This window comes from Saccharothrix longispora (genome assembly GCF_031455225.1).
In the GTDB taxonomy this organism is placed as follows: Bacteria; Actinomycetota; Actinomycetes; order Mycobacteriales; family Pseudonocardiaceae; genus Actinosynnema; species Actinosynnema longispora.
On sequence record NZ_JAVDSG010000001.1, the window covers coordinates 3,866,116 to 3,890,634 of the forward strand.

Here is a 24,519-nt window from a genome sequence, read left to right on the forward strand (position 1 = left end):
CTTCACGGAAGGCCACGGGGGCGTTACCCGGCGGACACGGACGCACCACGCGTGAAACGAACAGCGTGACAGAAATCACAACCATTCGGTGGCACAACCGAGGCCCCGGTCGTACGCCGCACCGCACCGCCGGACGGACCCGCTGCTTTCGGGGGGTGGACAGCCACCTTACCGAGCGGTAACAGCCGCGAGGACGGCCGCTCGGCCTGCCCGCGGAGGGGTCAGCCGCGGAACTCCGGGTTGATCCAGTAGGTGCTGTCACCGTGGTTCTCGGTGGGAAACCCGCCGCCCTCGCCGTGGTGCAGCACGCCCGCGCCCACCGGGGCGGTGAACGGGCCGTACGTCACCGGGGCGGTGTAGTAACCCGGCGAGGTCAGGTAGCCGCCGTACGGGGTGTAGTAGGAGATGACGTACTCGCGGCCGGCCTCGACCGGCACCGGGGTGGCGAAGAAGATCTCCGCCATGCGACCGGGGTGGGTCCAGGCGCGTTCGGCCAGCAGGGCGCCGTCCCGCCACAGGCGCAGCGTGATCGGGCCCCGGTGGGGGCCGCGCAGCAGGGAGGCCCCGAGGACGTGGCCGGGCCGGTCGAAGACGGTCCTCACCCCGACCTCGGTGGGCCGCACGTCCTCGGCGGCGACCTCCGGGGCGGGTCTGGTGACGAACTCGCAGCCCTCCGCGCAGGAGACGGTCCGCGGACCGGGCGGGCCGAGCGGCGATTCGGGCGTCGGGGCGGCGGGCGCGGTGCCGGGCGCGTCGGCGGGTGCGGCGTGGTGGGCGGGGACGCGGTCCGGTGCGGGGTCGTCGTACGCCTGGGCGGAGCCGGACAGGACCAGGGCCGCGACGGCGGCGGTCGCGAGCAGCCTGGGTAAGCGGGACATGCGGACTCCTCTGGAGCGGCGGGCGGTTGTCGTTCCCGTGGTGTGGATCGTCGGGGCGGGGCGTCGTGCTACCCGGCACGCCCGGGAGGGTGCGCCCAGGAGGATGCGCCCAGGAGGGTGCGCCCAGGAGGGTGCGCCCGGGAGGTGTGCCCCGGAGGGCTCCTCAGGAGGTGGTGAAGACGACGTCCACCCAGTAGTTGTTGCCGCCGTAGTAGTTGGTCGGGAAACCAGCGCCCTGCCGGAACCTGCCGTTGGCGTACGGGCCGGCGGCGGTCCACAGCGGCGCGGAGAGGACGCGGGGGCGGCGGTCGAAGTAGCCGTGGTCCACGGCGTGGTGGCCGCTCGGGGTGGTGTAGGAGGCCACGTAGACCCGGTTGGCCTCGATCGGCACCGGGGTCGCGAAGGTCAGCTCCTGCCAGCCGGTGACGGTCTCGTCGGTGAACGTGCCGGTGGCGAGCAGGGCGCCGTCCGCCGACCACAGCGAGCCGGTGTGCGTGCCGGTGTTGGCCTCGCCCTTGTAGAACCGCACGCCGGTGACCGCGCCGGCCGCGGCGGAGCCGAAGCGGACGCCCAGCTCCAGCGGCCCCTGGTCGGCGCTCGCCGGGAACGCGGGGACCGTCGCGGTGCTGAACAGCGAGCACGGGCAGTCGGCGGTGGGCGCGGTGGTGAACGACCAGGTCTCGGCGCGGGCGAGGGCGTTGCCGCGCACGTCGGCGACCAGGGCGGAGGCGGTGTGGCGGGCGCCGGGCGTGAGCGGGCCGTCCGGCGTCCAGGTGACCGTCCTGCCGTCGGCGGACACCGCGGCGGTGCCGTGCAGCTCGGCCCCGCCCTCGTCCGTCAGGACGATCCTCGGCGACGCGGGGTCGATCGCCTCGTCGAAGTCGAGGGTGAGCACGCCGTCCAGGGGCACGTCGGTCGCGTCCGGGGCGGGGGTGCGCGCGTCGAGCACGGGGCGGCTGTAGTCGCCGTCGGCGCCGTGGCGATAGAGGACGTCGACCCAGTAGTTCGACGCGTGGAAGCCGCTGTCGGGCATGCCGCCGCCGTAGCGGAACAGGCCGTTGGGCGTGGCGGTGGTGTCGGGGACGGCCCAGACCTGGTCGTGGCCGACGGTCCGGCCGTAGTTGCCGAAGAACGTCCCGTCGATCGCGTAGTGGCCGTGCGGCGCGAAGTAGGAGACGACGTAGGGCCGGTTCGGCTCCACGACGACGGGCGTGGCGAAGACCAGGGTCTGCCAGCCGGTGGTCGTCTCGTCCGTGAACGTGCCGGTCGCGAGGCGCTGACCGGTGGCCGACCAGAACGAGCCGGTGTGCGTGCCGGTGTTGCCCAGCCCCTTGTAGAACCGCACGCCGAGCACCTCGCCCCGGCCGGTGAAGTAGACCTTCGCGCCCAGCTCCACGGCGTCGCGGTCGTCGGTGCTCGGGCGGCCCGGGACCGCGAAGTCGTCCCAGATGGAGCACGGGCAGTCGGCGGCGCGCGGGCTGCCGGTGGTGAACTGCCAGGTCGCCGCGGTGCCGTCGGCGTGCACGGAGGCGGTGTAGGTGGTGCCCGGGTCGAGGGGCGCGGCGGGGGTGAACCGCGCGGTCAGGCCGCTCGCGGGGGTCGCCGTGCCCTCGACCGCGCCGGCCGGGCCGGTGAGCGTGAAGCGGACGTCCGGGTCGGCGACGGTGCGGTCGAAGGTGGCGGTCACGGTCGGGGTCAACCCCACGCTGCCCGCGCCGGCGGCCGGTTCCGTGCTCAGCAGAGCGGCCTGCGCGGACGGCCCACCCGTGCCCGATCCGTCCACTGTGGACGTCAAGGGGCGCGGCACGCGGGTGTCCTCGGCGGACGCGGCCGGGACGACGGACAGCGCCGGCGCGAGGGCGGCGACGGCGAGCACGAGCAGTCGTCTCAGCGGCCTGCCGGCGGCGCGGTGGGCTCTGCCTGGTAACGGCATGGTTGTCGCCTTCCGTGCGGAGCGGGCACCCCGATCACACGTCGGGCATCGGCGCGCCCGGACGCGCCGTTACCGCGACCCGCGGGCCGCTGGGCCACTCCGCCCACCGGCGGTCCCGCGAGGGCTCCGGATACCGCCGATGCGCCCACTCCCCCGCCGCTCCCCGCACCCGTGCGCGGCGGGCATTCGGACGCGCGGTGCTCCGCACGGGGGATTCCCGGCACGCCCCCGGCCCCGCGCGGCGCAGTTCTGCGGTGACGGCGGCGGCTTCGGGCCGGTTCGCTCCTCGGCACCGGTGTACGTGCGGGCGGACACCCCGCCGGCGCGGTTCCGCGGTGAGCGCACCCGCCAGGCGGTGCCACCGGCGCCCCGCGGCCGGTGCGGCTCAGCGGGTCCGGTAGCGCGCGTAGACCAGCCCGCTGTCGAAGGCGCGCTCCTCGACCAGGTCGAGGTCGAGGCGCACGCCGTCGGGGAAGAACCGCTTGCCACCGCCGACCACGCTCGTGGTGATGAACAGGTGGTACTCGTCCACCAGGCCGGCGGCGATCGCCTGGGCCGCGAGGGTCGGGCCGTCCACGCTGAGGTCGGCCTCCGCCTCGGCCTTGAGCCTGCGCACCGCGTCCGGGTCGAAGGTCCGCTCGATCCTGGTCTTCGCACTGGACACCGACTCCAGCGTCGTGGAGTACACGACCTTCTCCGCGGCCTGCCAGTCGCGGGCGTACTGGAGGATGTGCGGCGGCTGGTCGGGCTCGGCGTGCGCGGTCTCCCAGTAGACCATCGTCTCGTACATCCGCCGGCCGTAGAGGTACGTGCCGAGGGGCCGGAAGAGGTCGTTGATGAAGGTGTGCACCTCCGGGTCCTCGGCGCCGGTGCCGAGGCCGCCCTCCGCCGCCTCGGCGTAGCCGTCGAGCGAGGTGATCATCGAGTAGACGAGCTTCGCCACGGGTCTCCTTCGGGTACGGGCGCGCCAGTCTGCCGGCGATCCCGCGACCGTGCCCCCACTACCCGGAAACCGCCGGCCGACCGGCCGTCGCTCCGCGACGGCGCCGCCCCCCGGGTCCGTCAGCCCGTCCGTCCACAGTGGAGCGCGTGGAGCACGGCGTGGTAGGCGGGCTTCGGGTCGCCCGCGCCGTCGAACAGCAGCGGGGTGCCGCTCGCGCGCCAGGAGTCGGTGTCGCGGATGCCCCACACCGTGATGCCGGTGCACCGGGGCACCGCCAGGCACGCCTGCGCCACCCGCCGGAAGCCCTGCGCCTGGGTCGCGCCGGCGCCCTCCACGTCCAACTCGGTCAGCTGCACGTCCACGCCGAGGGCGGCGAAGTCGCGCAGCGTGGCCTCGAAGTCCGCCGGCACCGGGTTGCCGCCGGCGAAGTGCGACTGGACGCCGACGCAGTCGATCGGCACGCCCCGGGCCCTGAAGTCCCGGACCATGCGCAGGACGGCCTGCGTCTTGGCGTGCGCCCGGTTCTCGACGTTGTAGTCGTTGTAGCAGAGCGTCGCGCCCGGGTCGGCGGCGCGGGCGGCGCGGAACGCGGCCTCGATCCAGTCGTCGCCGGTGCGCTGGAAGTTCGAGTCGCGGCGGCGGCCGGTCGTGCCGTCGGCGAACGCCTCGTTCACCACGTCCCACGAGTGGACCCTGCCCCGGTAGTGGGCCACGACCTGCGTCACGTGGTCGAGCATGGCCGCGCGCAGCGCCGTGCCGCCCAGGTTGTTCAGCCAGCCCGGCTGGCCGGAGTGCCACAGCAGGGTGTGCCCGCGCACCCGCTTGCCGCGCTGGAGGGCGTGGTCGACGATCCGGTCGGCGGCGGTGAAGACGAACCGGCCCTGCTGGGGCTGGGTGGCGTCGAGCTTCATCTCGTTCTCGGGGGTGACCACGTCGAACTCGCGGTCGAGGATGCCCGCGTACACCGGATCGGCGAGCTTGCCCGCCGTGACCGCCGTGCCGAAGTAACGCCCGGTGCGCTGGGCCGCCTCGGCCAGGCTGGGGCTCGCGGAGGCGGCGGCCGGGACGGGGACGAGGGAGGCGGCGACGAGGGCCGCGAGGAGGAGCGCGCGCACTGGACGGTCCTTTCCGGCAGTGGGACCACGATCGTGACCCCGCCCCGCCGATCGGGCAATGCTTGTCGCAAGCTTGCGAAACCGGGAGGACCGGAGTCGGCGACCACAGGTATTCTCGCCACTTCTTCCGGTCTTCCCTGCTCATTGCCGGGTAATCAACGGGAACAATCACTTTCGGCACCGTTTTCACCAGTCCGACATGATCCGATCCCACTTTTCCGATTCACCACCGCGGCTCCCGGGAAGCTGGGATTCTGAGTCATCTGACGCAGTGCCCGCCCCGGCGCGCTCGCATACTGCGAATGGCCGGGAGAGCGGTGGTGGCCTTCTCCCGCACGGGGGTCGAGAGAGGAAGAGCCCTTGCCATTCCACCCGGAAGCGACGCACCACTCCATAGTCTCGGTGGACATCGCGGGCTCCAGCGCCGAGGGCAGGCACGTGGGGCACCGGTTGCACGCCGTCCACTCCCTCCGCGGCATCGTGGAACACGCCCTCAAGGAGGCGGACGTCGAAGCGGGGCACTGCGACTTCCGGGACCGCGGTGACGGCTACCAGATCCTGGTCGACGGCACGGTCCCCAAGGCGCGCCTGGTACGCCGGTTCGTCAGCGAACTCGTGGACGGACTGCTGGAGCACAACGAGAGGTCCAACGAGCAGAGCAGCCTGCGGCTCAGGGTGGCGCTGCACTACGGGGAGGTGACCCCCGCGGAGACCACCGAGGTGTCCAAGGCCATGGAGCACGCCACCCGCATCCAGGACGCCCGGCACGTCAGGGACCGACTCCGGGAGTCGGGCGCGGTGCTGGCGCTCGTGGTCTCCGAGGATTTCCACAAGAACATCATCGACGAGGTCGCGGCGGTGCGCGAGCGGTACGATTTCGCCCCTTTCGAGGATGAATTCCGGGGCGCCCCCTTGAAAGCCCGGCTGTGCCTGTTCGGCGGCAAGGCGCCCCTGGCCCCCGACCTCTCCGACGCGAACGCGCGGGAGACCGGTCCCGCGCGCCCCGACATCCCCCGCGACCGGTCGGACCCGGTGTTCGACGTGCTCCGGTCGGTCATCGTGCTCGGCGCGCCGGGCGCGACCGCGCGACAGGAGCGCACCACCGCGCCCGTCCTGTTCGGCCCGCCGGGGTCGGGCAGGTCGCGGACCGAGCGGTGGCTGTGCGAGGACCTGGCGGAGCGGGGCCAGTGGTGGGTGCTGCTCGGCGCGGACCGGGGCCGCGGCGGCAGACCGGTGGCCGACCTGCTGCTGGAGGCGGCGGTCGGGCTGGTCGGGCAGGACGGCCCCTGGGACTTCTCCCGGCTGCTGGGCCACCTCGTCGCGAGATCGGTCCGGCACGCGGGCGGCGGCGTCGACGGCGACCCGCTGCCGCGGTCCCGGGACGACCTGGAGGGCGCACTGGACGGCCTGGTCCGCGCGGCGGGGCTCGGCGACGACGCGCGGTCGCAGGTCCGCCGCATGACCACCCGGCTGCTCCGGCCCCGCTGGACCCGCCCGCGCGGCGGCCACGACTGGCAGCGCCGGATCGTCGCGCTCCGCGAGTTCGCGGACCTGTCCGCACGCGCGGACCGGGCGTCCGGGGAGCGCGCCGACCGCGTCCTGATGACGGCCTTCCTGGAGGACCTGGCGGCGGTCGAACCCGGCGGGCGGCGGGTGGACCCGGTGGTGGTGATCAGCAGCGACATCGACGCCGAGCCCCTGCTCCGCGCCTGGGGCGGGGCGCTCGCCGCCGGAACGCGGGCCAGGGCGACCTTCGTCGCGGTGGGGGACCGCGCGCTGGTGGAGAAGCTGGGGCTGCCGCCCGACCAGGCGATCCCGGCCGGCCGCGAGGACGTGGAGCGGTTGAGCCGGGGCGTCACCGCGTTCCGCGGTCCGCACACCCCGCTTCCGCTGTCCGGCCTCACCGCCGCCCAGTTGGAGGCGGTGGCCGTCGAGGCGGGGGTGCCGGAGCGGCACCGGGAGCGCCTGGTGTCCTCCGTGCTCCGGCTGACCGCGGGCCACGCCGAGGCGGCCGCCCAGCTGGTGCGCGCCGCGTGCCTGCTCCCCCCGGCCGAGTGGACGCCCCGGCTCCTGCTGGGCGTCCGGGCCCACGACGGGTCGGGTCCGCTGCGCGAGCACCTGCTGGACCGGCTGCTGGCGGGGCGGACCGTCGGCCTGGACGACGCCGTGACCCGCTCGGCGGCGAGGAACCAGGCCGAGGCCGCCCTGCTGATGACGGGCGCGCGGCAGGCGCGGCTGAAGGGGTCGGTGCTCGCGACCGAGTGGGCGTGCACGGGGCCGGGTGGCGTCCCGGTCATGCACCCGCTGCTGCGGCTGCTGCTGGTCGAGCGGCTGGCCGAGCGGCCGGCGGACGCGCCGGACTCGTGGGAGGCGGTGTTCACCCGGCTCGCCGGGTTCGCCGAGCGGCGCGGTGACGAGGAGGGCGAACTGCACCACCGGTTCGCCGCGGGCGACGTCGACGGCGTGCTGGGCAGGTTGGAGGAGTTGCTCACCTCCGGCGGGGGCCGGCGCTGGCTGGACGTCGTGGAGGTCGTCGCGTCCTGCCCGGCCCGCCCCGGGACGCGCCCGCCCAGGACCTTCCGCTCCCCCGTCGAGGCCGTGCTGCGGTCGTGGCACGCCACCGGCGACGTCCACCTGGTCGACGAGTGGGCCGACCACCACATCACGACCGCCGCGCACCTCAGGCAGGTGGCGGGGCTGGCGCGCAGCGGCCAGGTGGAGTTCCTCCACGCGGCCGACTGGCACGAGGAGCAGGGGCGCCGCCAACCGCGCCACCGGGGCTCGCCCCACCAGGACAGGGAGGAACAGCAGTGACCCGAGTGGACATCCCCGACGCGCGCCCCAGGTGGAGCAGGCGACGGGTCGTCGCGCTGTGCTCGGTGGTGGCCGTCCTGGCGGCGGTGATCACGGCGGTGGCGTGGGCGGTGCGCGAACCGGTCTGCGACGACCAGGAGGGTCTGGTGCTGATCGACGACCAGTGCATCGGGGTCGCCGATCCGACCCGGGCGTTCGACTTCGACCGCCCCGCGCTCCGCGACGTCATGGAGCGCATCCGCGAGCAGAACGAGATCGCGGCCCGGGACCCCGAGCACGTCGGCATCGCGGTCCTGCTCACCCTGACACCGCCGGACGCGCACGCCATCGAACCGGTGGAGCAGGTGGAGCACCAGTTGAGGGGTGCCGTGCGCGCGCAGGCCTTCTACAACGTGGACGACTCGCCCAAGGTGGTGCTCCTGCCCGCCAACGCGGGCGAGGGGTTCACGCACTGGAAGCCCGCGGTGGACGAACTGCTCCGCAGGCGCGAGGCCCCCGACCGGCTGGTCGCCGTCACCGGCTTCGGGCAGAGCCTCGCCCCGGCGCAGGCCGCACTCGAAGTGCTGTCCGAGAACCAGGTCCCCCTGGTCGCCTCGACGATGACCTCCGACGCGCTGCGCGAGGTCGACGGGCTGCTCCGCCCGGCGCCGAGCAACTCCCGACAGGCCGGTGTGGCCGCCTTGAAGGCCAAGGAGATCCTGGACGCCGACGCCGCGCGGGCGGCCCCCGGCTCCGGGGGCGGGCGGCCGGGCGTCGTGATGATCACCGACAAGAACGAGGACGACGGCTACTCGGTGAACCTCGCCGCGGAGTTCAAGGAGCAGGTCGGGGCGCTGGGCATCGAGGTGCTCAAGACCATGTCCTACGACAGCAGGCTGAAGGACATCAGGGTCACGTTCCGGGGGGACCAGGCCAACATCTGCTACGCGAGCACGCGGGTCTTCTACTTCGCCGGACGGGGCACGCACCTCAGCGCGCTGGTCGAGGCGCTGGGCGACAAGCCCTGCGAGAAGGGCAGGGAACTGGTGATCCTGACCGGAGACGACAGCCCCAGCGACGAGCAGGCGGCCACGGACAAGTTCCGCGCGGGCCTGGCCGGCGGCATCAGGATCGTGCAGACCGACCTGTCGGCCCCCGACCTGCGGGAGGGCTACGCGATGCTGGCGGGCAAGGGGGACGAGGGCCGGATGAGCGCGAAGGCCATCGAGGACTTCACCGGCGACGAGTTGCCGGACTACGCGCTGGACGACGCGGCACGGCGCGACGACGGCACCGTCCTGTCCTACGACGCCGTGCTCACCGCGCTCGCCCTCGTCACGAAAGCCGTGGACCCCGAGCAGCGGAAACCGCTGGACCACCGGGAAGTGCTCAAGGTGATCTACACCCTCAGCGACGCGAACGCCGTGCCGGGCGCCAGCGGGAGGCTGTCCTACACCAGCGAGGGCGACGCCGAGGACAAGGTGGTGCCGCTGGTCGAGCGGACGGCGTCGGGCGTGGTGCTGGTGGACGTGCGCTGACGGCGGCCCCGGGATCGGGACAGTCGGGTCAGGGGGTCACCGGAGGGGCGGTGACGACTTCGCCGGCGGGGTCGTGGTCCAGTCCGGTCGTGCCGGCGACGACGACCGTCGCCTTCCGCCACAGCTGTTCGCGGAGCATGAACGGCAGTTCCTCGGCCAACCACCCGGCGACGTGCCGCCGCTGGGCGACGGAGTCGCCGTCGCGCGCCGCGAGTCGCCGTTCCTGCTCGTCCAGGTCGCCCTGCACCCAGATCGAGGCGTCGATCCACGGGGCGAGGTCCTCGCGGATGACCCCGGTGCCCTCGACCCACACGACGTCCACCCCGGCCGGGACCCGGATCGCCCCCGGGCGGTGGTGTCCCACCCAGGCCGGCGGTCGGAACTCCACCGCCTCGCCCCGGCGCAGGGGCCGCAGGACGTTGTCGACGAGCAGGTCCGCCCAGTCGAAGCACGCGTGGTTCCAGGCGACGTCGTCGGTGCGCACGACCCCGGACGCCGCGACGGACGCCCGCAACCGCTCGACGAGGGTGGACTTCCCCGCGCCGCCGCGCCCGTCGACCGCGACGACCGCGGGACGCCCGGTGACGCCGGGCGCAGCACCGAGCAGCCGCCGCACGAGTCCGGACAGCCCTTCGACCCGCCAACCCGCGGCCTCGACCTCACCGGGGTGCAGGCGCATCCACGACCTCCCCGATCGCCTCAGCCGACCCCCGGATGGAACCACCGCCGCGGCTCCCCCGCCACCACCCGCCCGCCGGCATCTCGAAAGGGGCGCCGCCCCGCGTGGCACAATGCCCGTTTCCCCTGGACCGGTCGTGTCCGGGCAGCCAGGTCGTGCGAAGGGGTCGGAACACCGTGACCGACAGCAGCGAGGACGTTCGGGTGGGCGGCGCGGGCGCGCCGACGATGCAGGACGCGCTGCTGGCGCTCCAGCGCTACTGGACCGAGCGGGGCTGCCTGGTGGTCCAGCCGTTCAACACCGAGGTCGGCGCGGGCACCGCGAACCCGGCGACCATGCTGCGGGTGCTCGGCCCCGAGCCGTGGCGCGTCGGGTACGTCGAGCCGAGCGTGCGGCCCGACGACGCGCGGTACGGCGAGAACCCGAACCGGCTCCAGACGCACACCCAGTTCCAGGTGATCCTCAAGCCGGACCCGGGCAACCCGCAGGAGCTGTACCTGGGCAGCCTGGAGGCACTGGGCGTGGACGTCCGCGCGCACGACATCCGGTTCGTGGAGGACAACTGGGCCTCGCCCGCGCTCGGCGCGTGGGGCCTGGGCTGGGAGGTGTGGCTCGACGGCCTGGAGATCACCCAGTTCACCTACTTCCAGCAGGCCGGCGGCCTCGTGCTCGACCCGGTGTCGGTGGAGATCACCTACGGCATCGAGCGCATCGTGATGGCGCTCCAGGGCGTCGCGCACTTCAAGGACATCGCCTACGCGCCCGGCGTCTCCTACGGCGAGGTCTTCGGCCAGGCCGAGTACGAGATGAGCCGCTACTACCTCGACGACGCCGACGTCGAGGCGAACAAGCGGGTGTTCGACGAGTACGCCGCCGAGGCGGGCAGGCTGCTGGACGCGCGCCTGCCGGTGCCCGCGTACGTGCAGGTGCTCAAGTGCAGCCACACGTTCAACGTGCTCGACGCGCGCGGCGCGATCAGCACCACGGAGCGGGCCAAGGCGTTCGGGCGGATGCGCACGCTGACCAGGCGCGCCGCCCAGTTGTGGGCCGAGCGCCGCGAGGAGCTGGGGCACCCGCTGGGCGTCGTCCCGGCGCTGCCGCCGGCCGTCGCGCCGACGCCGCTGCCGGCCGCGTCCGCGCCGGCCGCGCTGCTGTTCGAGATCGGCGTGGAGGAGATGCCGCACCTCGACGTGACCGCGACCGCGCTGTGGGTGCGGGAGGCGCTGACCGCGAAGCTCGCCGCCACCCGCCTGGGCCACGGCGAGGTCCGGGGCCACGCGACGCCGCGCCGCATCATCGCGCTGGTCGACGACGTGCAGCCGGCCGAGCCGGACGCCGAGCGCACCGTGCGCGGTCCGCGCGCCTCGGCCGCGTTCGACGCCGACGGCAACCCCACCAAGGCGGGGCAGGGCTTCGCGCGCGGGCAGGGCGTGGACGTCGCCGACCTGGTGCGGGTGGACGTGGACGGGGTCGAGCACGTCGCCGTCGTGCGCACCGAGGTGGGCCGCGACGCGGTGGCCGTGCTCGGGGAGGTGCTGGCGCAGCTGGTGACCGAGCTGCGGTCGGAGAAGAACATGCGCTGGCGCGACCCCGGCCTGTCGTTCAGCCGCCCGGTGCGGTGGCTGCTGGCCAAGCTGGGCGAGGTCGACGTGCCGGTGGCGGTGTCGTCGCTGCTCGGCGGCGGCACGACCCGGGTGCGCCGCACGGCGGCCACGCCCGAGGTGGCGGTGCCGTCGGCCGAGGGGTACCTGGAGTTCCTGGCCGGGCACGGGATCGTCGCCGACGCGGCCGAGCGGCGCCGGCGGATCGTCGCGGACGCCACCGGCCTGGCGGCGTCGGTCGGCGGGGTCGTGGACTTCGACGGGGTGCTCGACGAGGTCACCAACCTGGCCGAGGAGCCGCGCGCGATCCTCGGGTCCTTCGAGGAGCGCTACCTGGAGCTGCCCGCGCAGATCCTGACCACGGTGATGCGCAAGCACCAGCGCTACCTGCCGGTCCGGGCGGCCGACGGGTCGCTGCTGCCGCACTTCGTGGCCGTCGCCAACGGCGAGGTCGACGAGGACCTGGTGCGCGCGGGCAACGAGGGCGTGCTGCGGGCGCGCTACGAGGACGCCGCGTTCTTCTGGCGCGCGGACCTCCAGGTCAGCCCCGAGCGGCACCGGACCGGGCTGGCCAAGCTGACGTTCGAGGAGCGGCTGGGCTCGATGGCCGACCGGGCGGACCGCATCGCGCACGTCGCGGGCGTGCTCGGCGACCTGGCCGGGCTGGGGTCGGCGGACCGCTCCACCGTGGCGCGGGCCGGTGAGCTGGCCAAGTTCGACCTGGCGTCGCAGATGGTCGTGGAGCTGTCGTCGCTGGCGGGCACGATGGCGCGCGAGTACGCGGCGCGGGCCGGGGAGACGCCGGCCGTGGCGCGGGCGCTGGCGGAGATGGAGCAGCCGCGCAGCGCGGGCGACGCCGTGCCGGCGAGCGCGCCCGGCGCCGTGCTGGCGCTGGCCGACCGGTTCGACCTGCTGGCCGGGCTGTTCGCGGTCGGCGCGAACCCCACCGGCAGCTCCGACCCGTTCGGCCTGCGCCGGGCGGCGGGCGGGGTGGTGACCATCCTGCGCGCGACGCCGGAGCTGTCCGCCGTGACCCTCACCGCCGGCCTGTCGGCCGCCGCGGACCGCGTCACCGCCCAGGGCGTCGCGGTCGGGGACGGCGCGTTGACCGACGCGCACGAGTTCGTCGTCCGCCGGTACGAGCAGCAACTGCTGGACGCGGGCCACGAGCACCGCCTGGTGCAGGCCGTCCTGCCGCTGGCCGACACCCCGGCGGCGGCCGACGCGACGTTGGCTGAGCTGGAGAAGCGCGTCGGCGACGAGGACTTCGCCGCGCTGACCGCCGTGCTCCAGCGGGCGCGCCGCATCGTGCCGCCCGGCACCCCCGCCGAGTACGACCCGACCGCCCTGGTCGAACCCGTGGAGGTGGCGCTGCACGAGGCGGTCGTGGCGGTCGGCTCCCGGTCGTCCGGTCGGGGGCGCGACCTGGCGGAGTTCACCACCGTGGCCGCGCCCCTGGTCGCCCCGGTGAACGACTTCTTCGACGGGGTGATGGTGATGGCGGACGACCCGTCCGTCCGCGCCGCCCGGCTGGGCCTGCTGGCCACCGTGACGGCGCTGGCGGAGGGCGTCGTGGACTGGAAGGCGCTGTAGGGCGTTCCCGGCCCGTCCCCAGGCAGGTCACCCGCAGGTGGCGTTCTCCGGTGAGCAGAACGCCACCTCCGGGTACCGGGGCGACGGCGCGTCCAGCAGGGGACCGGACCTGCCCCGCAGGTGCCGGTCGACGAACGCCCGGACGTGGGCGCGGGTGATCGCGCCGGCCCGGTCACCGGGCAGGGTGGCCCCGAAGTCCAGGCCGAGCCGGTCGGCCGGCAGCCCGCGGCCGGCAGTGAGGCCGCCACGGACGGGTGCGATCGTGGACGCCTCCCTCGTCGGGTGCGGCCACGCCAGGCGCGCTCCCGGGGCCGGGACGTCGGCCCGCCGGTGCACCCCCGGTGCCGCGTCATCCTCCCGGTGTAGTCGGCGGGGGGTGGTTCGACCGCCCGGTGCCGGCCGCACATCGGTGCTTTCACCCGTTCCGGTCGCCACCGCCGGCAGCGGTGGGGACGACTGCGCCACGCTTCGGTCACCGCCGCCCCCACCGGACCTACGGAGAAGCCATGCGATTGCGCAGTGCGTTCCTCGGCGCCCTCCTCCTCGCCGGCGCGGTGAGCGGGACCGCGTCCGCGTCCCCGCCGTCCGCCCAGGGCGGGTCGGGCCCCTACCCCGCCGGCTACGAGACGACCATCAGGCTGGTCGACCACACCGTCTACCGCCCGAACACGTTGCCCGCGGGCGTGAAGCTGCCCGTCGTCGTGTGGGGCAACGGCGCGTGCCGCGCGGACGGCACGTGGTTCGAGAACATCCTCACCGAGTGGGCCTCGCACGGGTTCCTGGTGATCGCGAACGGCCGGCCGAACGGCTCCGGCTCGACCGACTCCCGGATGCTCACCGACTCCATCGACTGGGCGATCGCGGAGAACTCCCGCCCGGGCAGCAAGTACCGCGGCCGGATCGACACCACGAGGATCGCCGCCATGGGCCAGTCCTGCGGCGGCATCGAAACCTACGAAATCGCCGACGACCCGCGCCTGACCACCGTGGTGCTGTGGAACAGCGGGTTGCTCAGCGACAGCCAGAACGCCCTGCTGCGGCGCCTGCGCACGCCGATCGCGTACTTCATCGGCGGCCCGAGCGACATCGCCTACGAGAACGCCATGGACGACTGGCGGCGCCTGCCCGTGGGGCTGCCCGCCTTCATGGGCAACCTCGACGTCGGTCACTTCGGCACGTTCGACCAGCCCAACGGTGGCGAGTTCGGCCGCGTCGGCGGGCACTGGCTGAAGTGGCAGCTCAAGGGCGACCAGGCGAGCGGCGCGCAGTTCACCGGGTCGCCGTGCGGCCTGTGCGCCACCGAGTGGGTCGTGCAGCGCAAGAACCTCTGAGCGGGAACGGCCCGGCTCGGACGGGGGACGTCCGAGCCGGGCACGATTCACTTCCCGGCGCTCACTTCCCGGCGCTCACTTCTCGGCCTCGGCGGGCGCGGGCACGCGGGCCGCCGCGTCGAGCCGGCTGTGCTGCGCCCACCGGACCACGAACGGCGTGACCAGGCCCAGGCCCAGCAGCAGCGCGCCGAGCGCCAACCAGCCGGGCAAACCCTGGTCCAGGCACAGCGCGGCCAGCAGCGCCGGCCCCACCGCGTTCGCCGCGCCCGCGCCGAGCCCGAAGATCCCGGCGTACTGGCCCTGGGCGTGCGGCAGCGCCAACCCGAAGGCCAGTTCGAACGACGCGGCGGCGTGCCACAGCTCGCCGAAGGTGTACACGACGACGCCGAGCAGCAGCACGAACGCGGCCGTCCACGTCGGCAGCAGCGCGGTGAGGCCGATGAGCGCCGCGGCGAGCAGCAGCGCGCCGCCCGCCCACCGCATCCGCAGCCCCGCCGAGCGCGGGTCGACCACGCCCCGGCTGAGGCGGACCTGGAACCCCACGATCAGCACCCCGTTGACCAGGATGACGGCCGTGATCGCCCAGCGCGGCACGGACGTGCTGTCCACGATCCACAGCGGCAGCGCGAAGCTGGGGATCGCCAGGTGCACGGACATCGCGCCGTTGATCAGCGTGATGGCCAGGTACGGGCGGTCGGTGAGCGCCACCCACCGCCGGTGCGCCTCCTGCACCGGCAGCGGTACCACGTGCGCGAGCCTGGTCAGCACGGCGCCGGCGACCAGGAACGTGGCCGCGCCGGCCAGGATCATGGCCACGTACACCGGCCCCGTGTCCACCTGGATGCCGATGGTGGCGATCAGGATGCCCAGCATGACGCCCACGTTGGACACCGCGCGCTGGTAGGACAGGAACCACGTGGTGCGGTCCCCGGCCACCGCCCGGATCAGCGGCGCCCGGCTCGCCGAGCCCGCCGCGCCGACGAGCGCGGTGAGCAGCGACACCAGGGCCAGCGCCCAGAACGACCGCACGAACACGAAACCGGCGGTGGCCACCGCGCCGCACAGCATCGTGATGATGTGCACCTCGCGGGGACCGCGGCGGTCGGCCACGTGCCCGACCAGCGGGCCGGCGGCCAGCCCGAGCGCCGCGCCGGCGGTGAGGCCGAACCCGACCTCGACCGCCGACATGCCGATGACGCGGGTCAGGTACAGGGTGCTGCTGCCGAGCAGCATCCCGCCGCCGACGGTGACCGCGAAGACCGACCCCAGCAGCGAGCGCTGCGGCCCCGACGGGGGCAGGATGCGCACGAGCGCCCGGTGGGCGCGGCCGAGCGGGCCCCCGGCCGGCCGGTCGTGCGCACCGGTCGGCTCGGGGGTCGGCTCGGGTGTGCGCGCCGGGTCCACGTCCTCCCGGCCGCTCATTCGCCGTCGTAGAGCCAGTCGCGGTACTCCCGCTCCGGGGTCCTGGTGCGCTGGAGCGCCCAGCGCTCCCCGCTGGTGAGCCACGGCTCGGCGACCACGAGGCGTTCGGCGAACCAGTCGCGCAGCTCCTTGACGCGCGACTGGAACCGCTCGACGTCGTCGGTGACGAGCAGCAGCGCGCCGAGCATGTCGGCGGAGGCGGAGAACTTGTCCGCCAGGGTGTGACCCGGCGGCACGTACATCTGCGCGAACGACACGTCGGGCTGGGCGATCAGCTCGTCGGCGGTCGGGTAGGAGATGACCGTGCCGGGCGGGCCGAACAGACCGGCGCAGCCCACCACGTTCGGGTTGACCTTGACCTCGATCTCCGGCTCACGGCCGATGGCGCACAGCAGGGCGGCCTCGCCGAGGTCGACGTTGAACTTCGCCAGCACCTGCTCCTGCGTCAGCGCACCGCCGCGGCGGGCGGCGCACTCGCTGAACACGATCCGCCCGGTGCCCTTCTCCCGGAACATCTCCATGTGGAACACGCCGTCCTGCAACCCCAGGGCGGTGATCGCGGCGCGCACGACCGGGTCGGCGGCCTCGTACGCCTCCGGCTCCTGCACGGGGTCGAGCCGGCGCAGCGAGATGGGCTCCTGGCCGGTGATGGCGTCCAGGCACGGCTGGGTGTAGGCGCCGAGGCCGAAGAACAGCACCTTCCCACCGAAGGCCACGCCCTCGGCCATCCACTCGTCGCCCTCGACGTACTCCTCCAGCAGGAACGTCCGGCTGGTCTCCTTGGCCAGGCGGGCGGCGCGACTGGCCGCCTCCAGGTCCGCGCGGCTGGTGACCACGCTGGTCGACGTGGTGCCGCCGCCGGCGATCGGCTTGAGCACCGCGCGCTCGAACTCCAGCGGCACGTCCTGGACGTTGAAGAGGTCCTCGACGACCACGGTGCGGGTGACCGGCACGCCGGCCTCCGCCAACCGCGCCTTCTGCAGCGACTTGTCGCGGAAGTACAGCGCGGTGCCCGGGTCGATCGTCCGGATGCCCAGCGCGCGGCCGAGGACGGCCGCGGTCGTCACGGCGTACTCCCAGGTGGTCTGCACGGCGAGGAACTCGCGGTCGGCGAGACCGGCGCGGTGCAGGGCCGCCAGGCAGTCCTCCACGTTGGTGACCTCGTCGACGCGGATCACCGTGCCGCCCGGCGGCACCTGCACGCGGCCGGAGTCGTACGCCCCCGAATTGCACAGCAGGACCGGTTCGACGTCGTGGCGCTGGCACGCGCGCAACACGTAAGGGTCGGCACCGATCAACAGAACAGATGGCCTGCTCAAAGCCCCTCCAGAGTCCCCAGTTTTCTTCGCTCCGCGCGAAGCGACGCAACAGTAGCCCATTGCCGGCTGATCGAGATGTTCTTTTCGCATCACCAACCCGAATGGCCCCCATTCGCAGAATAGATGATCTCGCGAAGGCCGTGGTGAGAGGCCCGGGGCCCGCCGCATTCCACGTCGTCCCAGGTCAGCACGACGACCTTCGACGAGCACCGAGCGATCCGAGGAAAAATCCACCGAAAATCGACCATTCGAGCAAGATCTTCCCCCGACCTGCCGGAACCGGGGCGACACTTTGGAAGCATTTCCAGTATTCGTGGAGCCCGGTCGACGCGTGCACCCGCTCGTTGCACGTGCAGATTCACGAGCACCCAGGGATCGCAGGCGGCGGACCGCGTGAAATCGGTGTGCGGTGCGGCGGACGCGGTTCGGCGGACGGCGGCACCCGCCCGGACGGCCCCGAGGCCCGCGACGGCGCGCCGTCGCCGCCTCCCGGCCACCACGTCGCCGGACCCGGCCGGCCACCACGAGGGCAGGCGGGTCACCCGATCGTCGCGGCCACTGGGCCGTCCACGCACGTCGTCCGTCTTGCGCTACTCGATGTGGGGAAATCGGGTTCCTTTCTTACTCCGTTGTGCCACCATTGGTCCGTTCGCGCGGTACGAGGGGTCCGCCGAACCCGACTCAGCGCAGTCACCTGAGTCGTTCGCAGTACCGGACAAGATCACCAGGGGAGGAAGATCTTTTGTCTACGACGACCGAGACCGAATACGCGGGGGAAGACGTCCCGACGGACGTGATCGACACCGAGGGCGTGCTGGACGAGCTCGACCAGCAGGAACAGCCGGGCGAGAAGAACGGCGCGACCTCGGACGAGTGCGTGGGCGGCGGATGCGTGGAAAAGGCGCCGACGTCCTGACGCGTCACAGGTGACAACGCCCGCCGACCAGGCCCTCCTGATCGGCGGGCGTTGTCCGCTTCCGTTCTGTGATGTCATGGACTGGTGCCCGTGACCGCTTTTCCCGCCGAGGAAGTCGTCATCAACGAGGCGCGTGAACTGCACCGCACCGGGGTGGACGCGTCGTGCGCCGGACGGCACCGGGAGGCGATGAGACTGCTGCGGCGGGGCCAGAGCCTGACCGAGACGATCGACCCGGTGGACCCGGCCACCCGGTCCGAGTGGCTGGTGACGCGCATCCGGTTGTCCTCGACCCTGGCGACCCTGGCGGCGGAGAAGTCGGGTCCCACGGCGGGCCTCGCCGGGCTGGCCGAGGTGCGGCGGCTGGTCGAGGACGTGACCGACCCGCACGTCAAGGCGGAACTGGACGGAAAGATCGGGCACAACCGCGGCCTGCTGCTGCTCAACGCGGGACTGATCGAGGACGCCGTCGCCGTCTTCGACTCCGTGGTCGAGCACAAGGAGCGCCGACTGGCGGACGGTGACCCGGAACCGCCGCTGGTGGAGTCGCTCGTGAAGACGCTGTGGAGCAGGGGCACCGCGCACACCAGGCTCGGCGCGATCGGCCAGGCCAGGCAGGACCTGAACAGGGCCGTCACCCTGGCGACCGAGCACGGGCTGCTCGCCAGGGCCGCCGACGCGAGCCACGCGCTGGGCGTGCTGGACCTGCGGGTGGGTGACGTCCCGGCTGCCCTGCGGCGCTACGGGGAGAGCGAGCGCGCCTACCGCGGGCAAGGGCCCGACCTGCCTGTCCTGCTGGGCCTGGACCGGGCGCACGCGCTGATGGCGGCGGGGTTGGCCGACGAGGCGGGCAACCAGCTCGACGGCGTGCTGGAGGTACTGCGCGCCGAGCACGGCACCCCCCGGTACCTGGCCAACGTCGAGCTGTACCGGGCATCGGCGGCCTACATGACCGGCGACCTCGACCTCGCCCGCCGCATGGCGTCCGCGGCCCGGCAGCGGATGCGGCGGTGGGGCTGCGAGACCTGCGTCGCCAACGCGGTGCTGCTGGGCCTGCGGGTGGACACCGCGGTGGCGCTGCGCGCCGGTCGCGCACCCCGCGCGCTGGTCGGGCGCGCCCTGGCGTTCGCCGACGGGCTGCCGGTGCCCCGGCTGGCGGACCAGGCTGCGCTCGCGCGGATGCTGGCGGTGCGGCTGGAGGTCCGGCGCGGTGACCTGGACGCGGCGCGGGACGTCCTCGACCGCGTCCCCCGGCCGGGCCGGCTCACGCCGGTCGACCACCGGATGCTGCGCCGCCTGTGCCGCGCCGAGCTGGCCGTGGCCCTGGGCGACCGCGCGGGCGCGCTCGCCGAGATCCGGGCGGGGTTGACCGACCTCGGGCACGTCCGCGACCGGATGGGCGGCCTGGAGCTGCTGTCCGGCACGGCGCTGCTCGGCCAGGACCTCGCCGAGCTGGCCGTCACCCTGGTCCTGGAGGGTGGCGACGCCCGGAGGCTGTTCTCCTGGCTGGAGCGGACCCGGGCGCAGACGTACCGCTACGAGCAGCTGCCCCGCGTCGACGACCCGGAACTGGCCGAGCGCATCGCCGAGGTCCGCAGCCTCGCGCAGTCGATCCACCAGGCGGAGCACGACGGCCACCCGACGACCGCGCTGCGCGCCCGGCACGCCGAGCGCCTCCGCGAGGCCAACCGGCTGGGCTGGCACGCCGGTCGGTGGGGCAGGCCGCGCCCGGTCGTCGGGGCCCCCGAGGTGATGGCGCGGCTGGACGGCCGGGCACTGGTCAGCTACGCGTCGTCCGGGGACGCGCTGGTCGCGGTCGTCGTGGTGGGCTCCGCCGTCAGGCTGGTCCGGCTCGGGTCGGCCGAGCGGGCGTCGGAGAGCGCCCGGATGCTCAACGCGGACCTCAACGCCCTCGCGCCCGACCACCTGCCGGAGGCGTTGGCGCACGTCATGGCCCTGTCGGCGCGCAGGCAGGCGGAACGGCTGGACGCGCAGCTGGTCCGACCACTGGCGGGGCTGGTCGGCGACCGGGACCTGGTCGTCGTGCCCACCGGCGCGCTCTACGCGATCCCGTGGGGCGTGCTGCCGTCGCTGCGCGCGCGCCCCGCCGTGGTCGCCCCGTCCGCCACCGCGTGGCTGGCCGCGGACCGGGCCGGGACCGGGGCGGACGGCCGGATCGTGCTGGTGCGCGGCCCCGATCTGCCGGCCGCGGTCGGCGAGATCGACCGGCTGGGCGCGCACCACGGCACCGCGGCGCTGATGTCCGGGGAACCGGCGACGGCCGCGGCGGTGCTGGCCGCGCTCGACGGCGCGCAGGTCGCGCACCTGGCCGCGCACGGCGTGCACGAGCCGGAGAACGCCCTGTTCTCCCGGCTCCACCTCAGCGACGGACCGCTCTACGCGCACGAGCTGGCCGGTCTGTCCCGCCCGCCCCGGCAGGTGGTGCTGGCCGCGTGCGAACTGGCCCTCAACCGCATCCGCCCCGGTGACGAGCCGCTGGGGTTCGCCAGCGCGCTGCTGGCCGGTGGTTCGCGGACGGTGGTCGCGCCGCTGAGCCGGGTCGGCGACCGGGCGTGCGCCGCCGCGATGGACGACTACCACCGGAGGTTGGCCACCGGTGCGCCACCGGCCGTGGCGCTGGCCGAGGCGATCGCGGTGGACCCGCTGCGCCGGCCGTTCGTCTGCCTGGGCACCGGTTGATCAGGGCGTGAGCGGGTCGGGCAGCGCGCCCCGGGCGGGGCCACTCCCCCTTGAGGTGCCTGATCGTGCAGGCCGGCACGTGCGGCCGCACGCGTTCGGGCGCGTGCGGGACGTGGAAGAGGTCCGGGTGGGTCCGCTCCAGCAGGCGCAGCACGGCGGGGTGGGTGTCGTCGCCGGCGAGGGGGCGTCGTGATCGGCCGCCTCGCACAGCCGCGCCAGGTCCGGCAGGAGCGGGCCGAACCGGACCCACTCGAAGTCGAGCAGGGTCAGCCCGCCTGGCTCGGCCCACAGCAGGTTGGCCAGGTGAACGTCGCCGTGGACGAGGCCGTGCGCGTCGGCAGCGGCCCTACCAGCCCGGCCCGGGGCGTCCACGCGTGCAGCGCGCGTTGGGCCTCGCCGAGCCGGGCGACCGCGGCGTGGCGGTGGGCCGCCGACAACGCCGGCCACCGCCGGTCGAGGGTGTCGCCCGGCAGCCGGCGGATCAGCGAGTACGCCGGCGCGACGCCGTCGAGTGAGGTCCGCCCGGGCGCGAGCACCGGGGGGTGCGGCACGGCCTCCGGCAGGGCGGCCAGGACCGCCGCCTCGCACACGCGCGCCAGCCGCGCCTCGGGTCCGGGGAGCACCCCGCAGCTGTACCAGGTCGGGCGTGCGCGGGCACCTCACTTTCCGGCGGGGAACACGGCCACCACGTCGTCCAGGCGCGTCACGACCAGCACGCCGACAGCGGCCACGAGCAGTCCCACGAGCACGGCGCCGGGCTCCGGCGGTGGTGGGGTGTCGGCGATCGGGGCGAGCGCACCGGTGCAGGCCAGGAGCAGGTTGCGCGCCACGTGCACCCGGCCGAGCGGCGTCGCCGAGGCCCCGAAGCAGCGGCACGGCGCCCGGTGCCCCCGGCGCAGCGCCCACGCGATCCCCGCCGCGAGCACCAGCAGCAGGGCCGCCGCGAGCACGAACCCGGCGGGCGCGGTCGCGGGCACCGCGAGCAGCACCAGGACGGCGGCCTCGGTGGCGACGACGGCGACGGCCAGCACCCGCGAGGTGCGCCGGGAGGTCCGCGACAGCACGGCGACCGAGTCCGCGAACGCGCCCGGGTCGCGCGCCTTGCCGACCAGCGCGACCAGGAAGACGCCGAACAGCAGCGCCCGGCAGACGAACCCGACCACGTCGCCCCCGTCCCGATCCGTGTCCCGCTCGTCGCGGAACGGTAGCGGCACGGCGTGGGACGATGCCGGGGCCGTCGGCACGGGGTCGGGTGGAACGGGACGCGTCGCCGACCGGGCCGGAGGAGTCGGCGCGCGGTGAGTTGGGACTGCCGGGTTCCCGAGTGTTCCGCCGGCCCGGTTGACACCGGTCCGGACCACCCAGCACGCTGATGGAAGCGCTCTCACGCTCGTCGCCGCACCCGTGGTTCCGATCCGGAGGGACACAGCGCATGCGAGGCACACGACCGCTGCTCATCCTCGCCCTGGCCGTGCTGACCGTCGCCGGCGTGCTCGCCGCGCCGGCCTCGGCCGTCACGGCGAAGAAGGGCGTCAGCGCCAACAACCACCCCGGCGTCAGCTCCGCGCTCGCCGACGTGCGGGCCGGCTGGTACTACACCTGGGCGTCCGACACACAGGGCATCACCACGCCCGCCGGCGTCGAGTTCGTGCCGATGATCTGGGGCGCGCGCTCGGTCACCGACACCGAGCTGAACCGGGCGCGGGCGCTGGGCACCACGCTGCTCGGCTTCAACGAACCCGACATGGCGGGCCAGGCGGACATGTCGGTGGAGCAGGCACTCGACCTGTGGCCCCGGCTCCAGGCCACGGGCATGCGCCTGGGCGCGCCGGCCGTCGCGTTCGGCGGCGACCGACCGGGCGGGTGGCTCGACCGGTTCATGAGCGGCGCGGCGGCACGCGGCCTGCGCGTCGACTTCATCCCCCTGCACTGGTACGGCAGCGACTTCTCGTCCGCCGCCGTCGGGCACCTCCAGGGCTACCTGCGCGCGGTCCACGACCGGTACCGCAAGCCGATCTGGCTCACCGAGTACGGCCTGATCGACTTCACCGGCCCGCACCCGGTGTACCCGGACCAGGCCCGGCAGGCGGACTTCGCGCGCCGCTCCGCCGCCATGCTCCAGGGCGAGCCCCACGTCGAGCGGTACGCGTGGTTCTCGCTGTCGACGCGCACCAGCCCGACCGGCCTCTACGACGGCGTCACGCCCAACGCCACCGGTGTCGCCTACCGCTCGGCCGCCTGATCCCCGATCCCCTGCCGCCGCCGCGTGTTCCCGTGGAGGAGCGATGCGCAAGTCCCTGTGCGCGGTGATCGCCGTGATCGCCGCGCTCGTCGTGGTCACCCCGCCGACCGCCGCCGCGGCCGACCACACCGTCACCTTCGTCAACCGGTCGGGCCGGCCGGTGTGGATCGGCAGCACCGTCAACGCCGACGGCTCCCGCGCCCTCACCGGCCTGCCCACCCTCCAGAACGGCCAGTCGGCCACCATCACCATTCCCGAGTCGACCGCCCCGCACCACTGGCGCGGCAAGTTCTTCGCCCGCCAGGACTGCACCGGCACGCCGGGCAGCACGTTCCGCTGCCGGGTCGCCGACTGCGGCCCGTGGGCCGACCGCTGCACCACCGGTGAGCAGCCGGCGAGCCTGGCCGAGTTCAACTTCGACCGGAACGACTGGTTGGCGCCCTGGTACAACGTCAGTTACGTCAACGCGTTCTCCCTGCCGATCACGATCGAGGCGCGCGACGGGGTGACCCCGCCGGGCTCCACCGAGTGCACGGCGGTCGGCTGCCCGGAGAACCTGCTGCCGTACTGCCCGCCGGAGAACCTGACCCGCTGGGCCGACGGCAGGCCGATGCTGTGCACCAACCCGGACCGCGACGCGCGGACCGCGTACAGCAACGCGCTGTCGTCCCGCTGCCCCAAGGCATACGCCTGGTCGAAGCACGACACCGAGCCGGGCAACCAGGTCGTCCGCCAGTGCCGGCAGTGCACCGGTTTCACCGTGACGTTCCACCCGGTGCCGTAGCGCCGGGGCGTCCCGCGGTGGCCCGGTCGGCCCACCGCGGGACCGAACGGCCGCCTCCCGGGGCGCACCGGTGCGGGCGGCGCGCCGCCGGCGGGCGCGGACGGCCCTACGATCGGGTCGCGGGTCCGGTCGACGGCGGGAGGCGGCGTGGAGTTCCAGGACGTGGTGCGGCGCAGGCGGATGGTGCGCGCGTTCACCGACGAGCCGGTGTCCGACGAGAGCGTGCGGCGCATCATGCGCAACGCGCTGCGCGGACCGTCGGCCGGGTTCTCCCAGGGCCAGGCGTTCCTGGTGCTGCGGGGCGAGGAGAAGGAGCGCTTCCACGACCTGGTGCGGCCCTGGACGGCCCGGTCCGCGAGGACCGCGCCGGTACTGGTGGTCCCGTTCGCGGTCAAGGACGCCTACCTCGACCGGTACGCCCAGCCCGACAAGGGGTGGACCGACCGCGGCGAGGAGCACTGGCCGGTGCCGTTCTGGTACGTCGACACGGGCATGGCGGTGCTGCTGATCCTCCAGACCGCGGTCGACGAGGGGCTGGGCGCGGTGTACTTCGGCATCGGCGCCGAGGACGTCGACGCGGTGCGCGAGGCGTTCGGCGTGCCCGCCGACCACGAGCCGATCGGGGCCGTCGCGATCGGGCACGGCGCCGAGGAGGGCGTGTCCCCCGGCGCGTCGCCGAACACCCGCGGTCGCAGGCCGTTCGACGAGGTCGTCCACTTCGGACGGTGGTGA

Annotated in this window: 19 protein-coding genes and 1 pseudogene; 10 read left to right on the forward strand and 10 right to left on the reverse strand. The window is 74.2% G+C overall.

What is annotated here, in order from left to right; translation table 11 throughout:
- Nucleotides 1-221: 221 nt before the first annotated feature.
- From J2S66_RS15330 to J2S66_RS15345, 4 genes are all read right to left on the reverse strand, one after another.
- A complete protein-coding gene (locus J2S66_RS15330; protein ID WP_310307725.1) occupies nt 222-878 on the reverse strand; it encodes a DUF4082 domain-containing protein in 657 nt (218 codons plus the stop codon).
- Between the two features lie 163 nt (nt 879-1,041).
- Nucleotides 1,042-2,811 carry a DUF4082 domain-containing protein gene (locus J2S66_RS15335; protein ID WP_310307726.1) on the reverse strand — a complete coding sequence of 590 codons (1,770 nt, stop codon included), beginning with the start codon at nt 2,809-2,811 and terminating at the stop codon, nt 1,042-1,044.
- 385 nt (nt 2,812-3,196) lie between these two features.
- Nucleotides 3,197-3,754 (reverse strand): dihydrofolate reductase family protein, encoded by a 558-nt coding sequence (locus tag J2S66_RS15340; RefSeq protein WP_310307727.1) that lies wholly within the window; start codon nt 3,752-3,754, stop codon nt 3,197-3,199.
- 119 nt (nt 3,755-3,873) lie between these two features.
- Entirely contained in the window at nt 3,874-4,869 is a 996-nt protein-coding gene (locus J2S66_RS15345) for a glycoside hydrolase family 10 protein (protein ID WP_310307728.1), read from the reverse strand.
- Nucleotides 4,870-5,271: 402 nt separating this feature from the next.
- Between J2S66_RS15345 and J2S66_RS15350 the strand changes: the two genes are divergently transcribed.
- Together J2S66_RS15350 and J2S66_RS15355 are read left to right on the forward strand one after the other, a co-directional pair.
- Nucleotides 5,272-7,683: a hypothetical protein gene (locus J2S66_RS15350; protein ID WP_310307729.1), complete on the forward strand. Its 2,412-nt coding sequence runs from the start codon at nt 5,272-5,274 to the stop codon at nt 7,681-7,683.
- Nucleotides 7,680-9,200 carry a type 1 periplasmic-binding domain-containing protein gene (locus J2S66_RS15355; protein ID WP_310307730.1) on the forward strand — a complete coding sequence of 507 codons (1,521 nt, stop codon included), beginning with the start codon at nt 7,680-7,682 and terminating at the stop codon, nt 9,198-9,200. The genes J2S66_RS15350 and J2S66_RS15355 overlap by 4 nt, the downstream gene beginning before the upstream one ends.
- Before the next feature lie 28 nt (nt 9,201-9,228).
- Here the strand turns inward: J2S66_RS15355 and J2S66_RS15360 are convergent, their stop codons facing one another.
- The gene (locus J2S66_RS15360) at nt 9,229-9,879 is read right to left on the reverse strand and encodes a uridine kinase family protein (RefSeq protein ID WP_310307731.1); all 651 of its coding nucleotides are present in this window, start codon (nt 9,877-9,879) and stop codon (nt 9,229-9,231) included.
- Nucleotides 9,880-10,055: 176 nt separating this feature from the next.
- On the opposite strand from J2S66_RS15360, the gene J2S66_RS15365 reads away from it, so the two are divergent.
- Nucleotides 10,056-13,073, forward strand: a complete 3,018-nt coding sequence (locus J2S66_RS15365) for a glycine--tRNA ligase (RefSeq protein WP_344959861.1) — start codon at nt 10,056-10,058, stop codon at nt 13,071-13,073.
- 27 nt (nt 13,074-13,100) lie between these two features.
- On the opposite strand, the gene J2S66_RS15370 is transcribed toward J2S66_RS15365, so the two are convergent.
- Nucleotides 13,101-13,409 (reverse strand): hypothetical protein, encoded by a 309-nt coding sequence (locus J2S66_RS15370; protein WP_310307732.1) that lies wholly within the window; start codon nt 13,407-13,409, stop codon nt 13,101-13,103.
- Between the two features lie 170 nt (nt 13,410-13,579).
- On the opposite strand from J2S66_RS15370, the gene J2S66_RS15375 reads away from it, so the two are divergent.
- The gene (locus J2S66_RS15375) at nt 13,580-14,404 is read left to right on the forward strand and encodes a poly(ethylene terephthalate) hydrolase family protein (RefSeq protein WP_310307733.1); all 825 of its coding nucleotides are present in this window, start codon (nt 13,580-13,582) and stop codon (nt 14,402-14,404) included.
- 75 nt (nt 14,405-14,479) lie between these two features.
- Here the strand turns inward: J2S66_RS15375 and J2S66_RS15380 are convergent, their stop codons facing one another.
- Nucleotides 14,480-15,826, reverse strand: coding sequence for an MFS transporter (locus J2S66_RS15380; protein ID WP_310307735.1), 1,347 nt, complete (start codon nt 15,824-15,826; stop codon nt 14,480-14,482).
- The gene (locus J2S66_RS15385) at nt 15,823-17,100 is read right to left on the reverse strand and encodes an ATP-grasp domain-containing protein (protein WP_310307736.1); all 1,278 of its coding nucleotides are present in this window, start codon (nt 17,098-17,100) and stop codon (nt 15,823-15,825) included. Before J2S66_RS15385 ends, J2S66_RS15380 begins: the two co-directional genes overlap by 4 nt.
- A gap of 838 nt (nt 17,101-17,938) precedes the next feature.
- Between J2S66_RS15385 and J2S66_RS15390 the strand changes: the two genes are divergently transcribed.
- The 3 genes from J2S66_RS15390 to J2S66_RS15400 all read left to right on the forward strand — a co-directional run bounded on the left by J2S66_RS15390 (nt 17,939) and on the right by J2S66_RS15400 (nt 20,954).
- Nucleotides 17,939-18,061, forward strand: a complete 123-nt coding sequence (locus J2S66_RS15390; protein WP_310307738.1) for a hypothetical protein — start codon at nt 17,939-17,941, stop codon at nt 18,059-18,061.
- A 90-nt stretch (nt 18,062-18,151) separates the two neighbouring features.
- Nucleotides 18,152-20,761 carry a CHAT domain-containing protein gene (locus tag J2S66_RS15395; RefSeq protein ID WP_374726085.1) on the forward strand — a complete coding sequence of 870 codons (2,610 nt, stop codon included), beginning with the start codon at nt 18,152-18,154 and terminating at the stop codon, nt 20,759-20,761.
- 55 nt (nt 20,762-20,816) lie between these two features.
- A complete protein-coding gene (locus J2S66_RS15400) occupies nt 20,817-20,954 on the forward strand; it encodes a hypothetical protein (protein ID WP_310307739.1) in 138 nt (45 codons plus the stop codon).
- A gap of 53 nt (nt 20,955-21,007) precedes the next feature.
- Here J2S66_RS15400 and J2S66_RS15405 read toward each other — a convergent pair.
- Nucleotides 21,008-21,384 (reverse strand): annotated as a pseudogene (locus J2S66_RS15405) (phosphotransferase); the annotation flags it as partial.
- Between the two features lie 36 nt (nt 21,385-21,420).
- Nucleotides 21,421-21,975: a MauE/DoxX family redox-associated membrane protein gene (locus J2S66_RS15410; protein WP_310307742.1), complete on the reverse strand. Its 555-nt coding sequence runs from the start codon at nt 21,973-21,975 to the stop codon at nt 21,421-21,423.
- 218 nt (nt 21,976-22,193) lie between these two features.
- Between J2S66_RS15410 and J2S66_RS15415 the strand changes: the two genes are divergently transcribed.
- From J2S66_RS15415 to J2S66_RS15425, 3 genes are all read left to right on the forward strand, one after another.
- Nucleotides 22,194-23,003 (forward strand): glycoside hydrolase family protein, encoded by an 810-nt coding sequence (locus tag J2S66_RS15415; protein WP_310307743.1) that lies wholly within the window; start codon nt 22,194-22,196, stop codon nt 23,001-23,003.
- 43 nt (nt 23,004-23,046) lie between these two features.
- Nucleotides 23,047-23,787 carry a thaumatin family protein gene (locus J2S66_RS15420; protein ID WP_310307744.1) on the forward strand — a complete coding sequence of 247 codons (741 nt, stop codon included), beginning with the start codon at nt 23,047-23,049 and terminating at the stop codon, nt 23,785-23,787.
- Between the two features lie 147 nt (nt 23,788-23,934).
- Nucleotides 23,935-24,519: a nitroreductase family protein gene (locus tag J2S66_RS15425; RefSeq protein ID WP_310307745.1), complete on the forward strand. Its 585-nt coding sequence runs from the start codon at nt 23,935-23,937 to the stop codon at nt 24,517-24,519.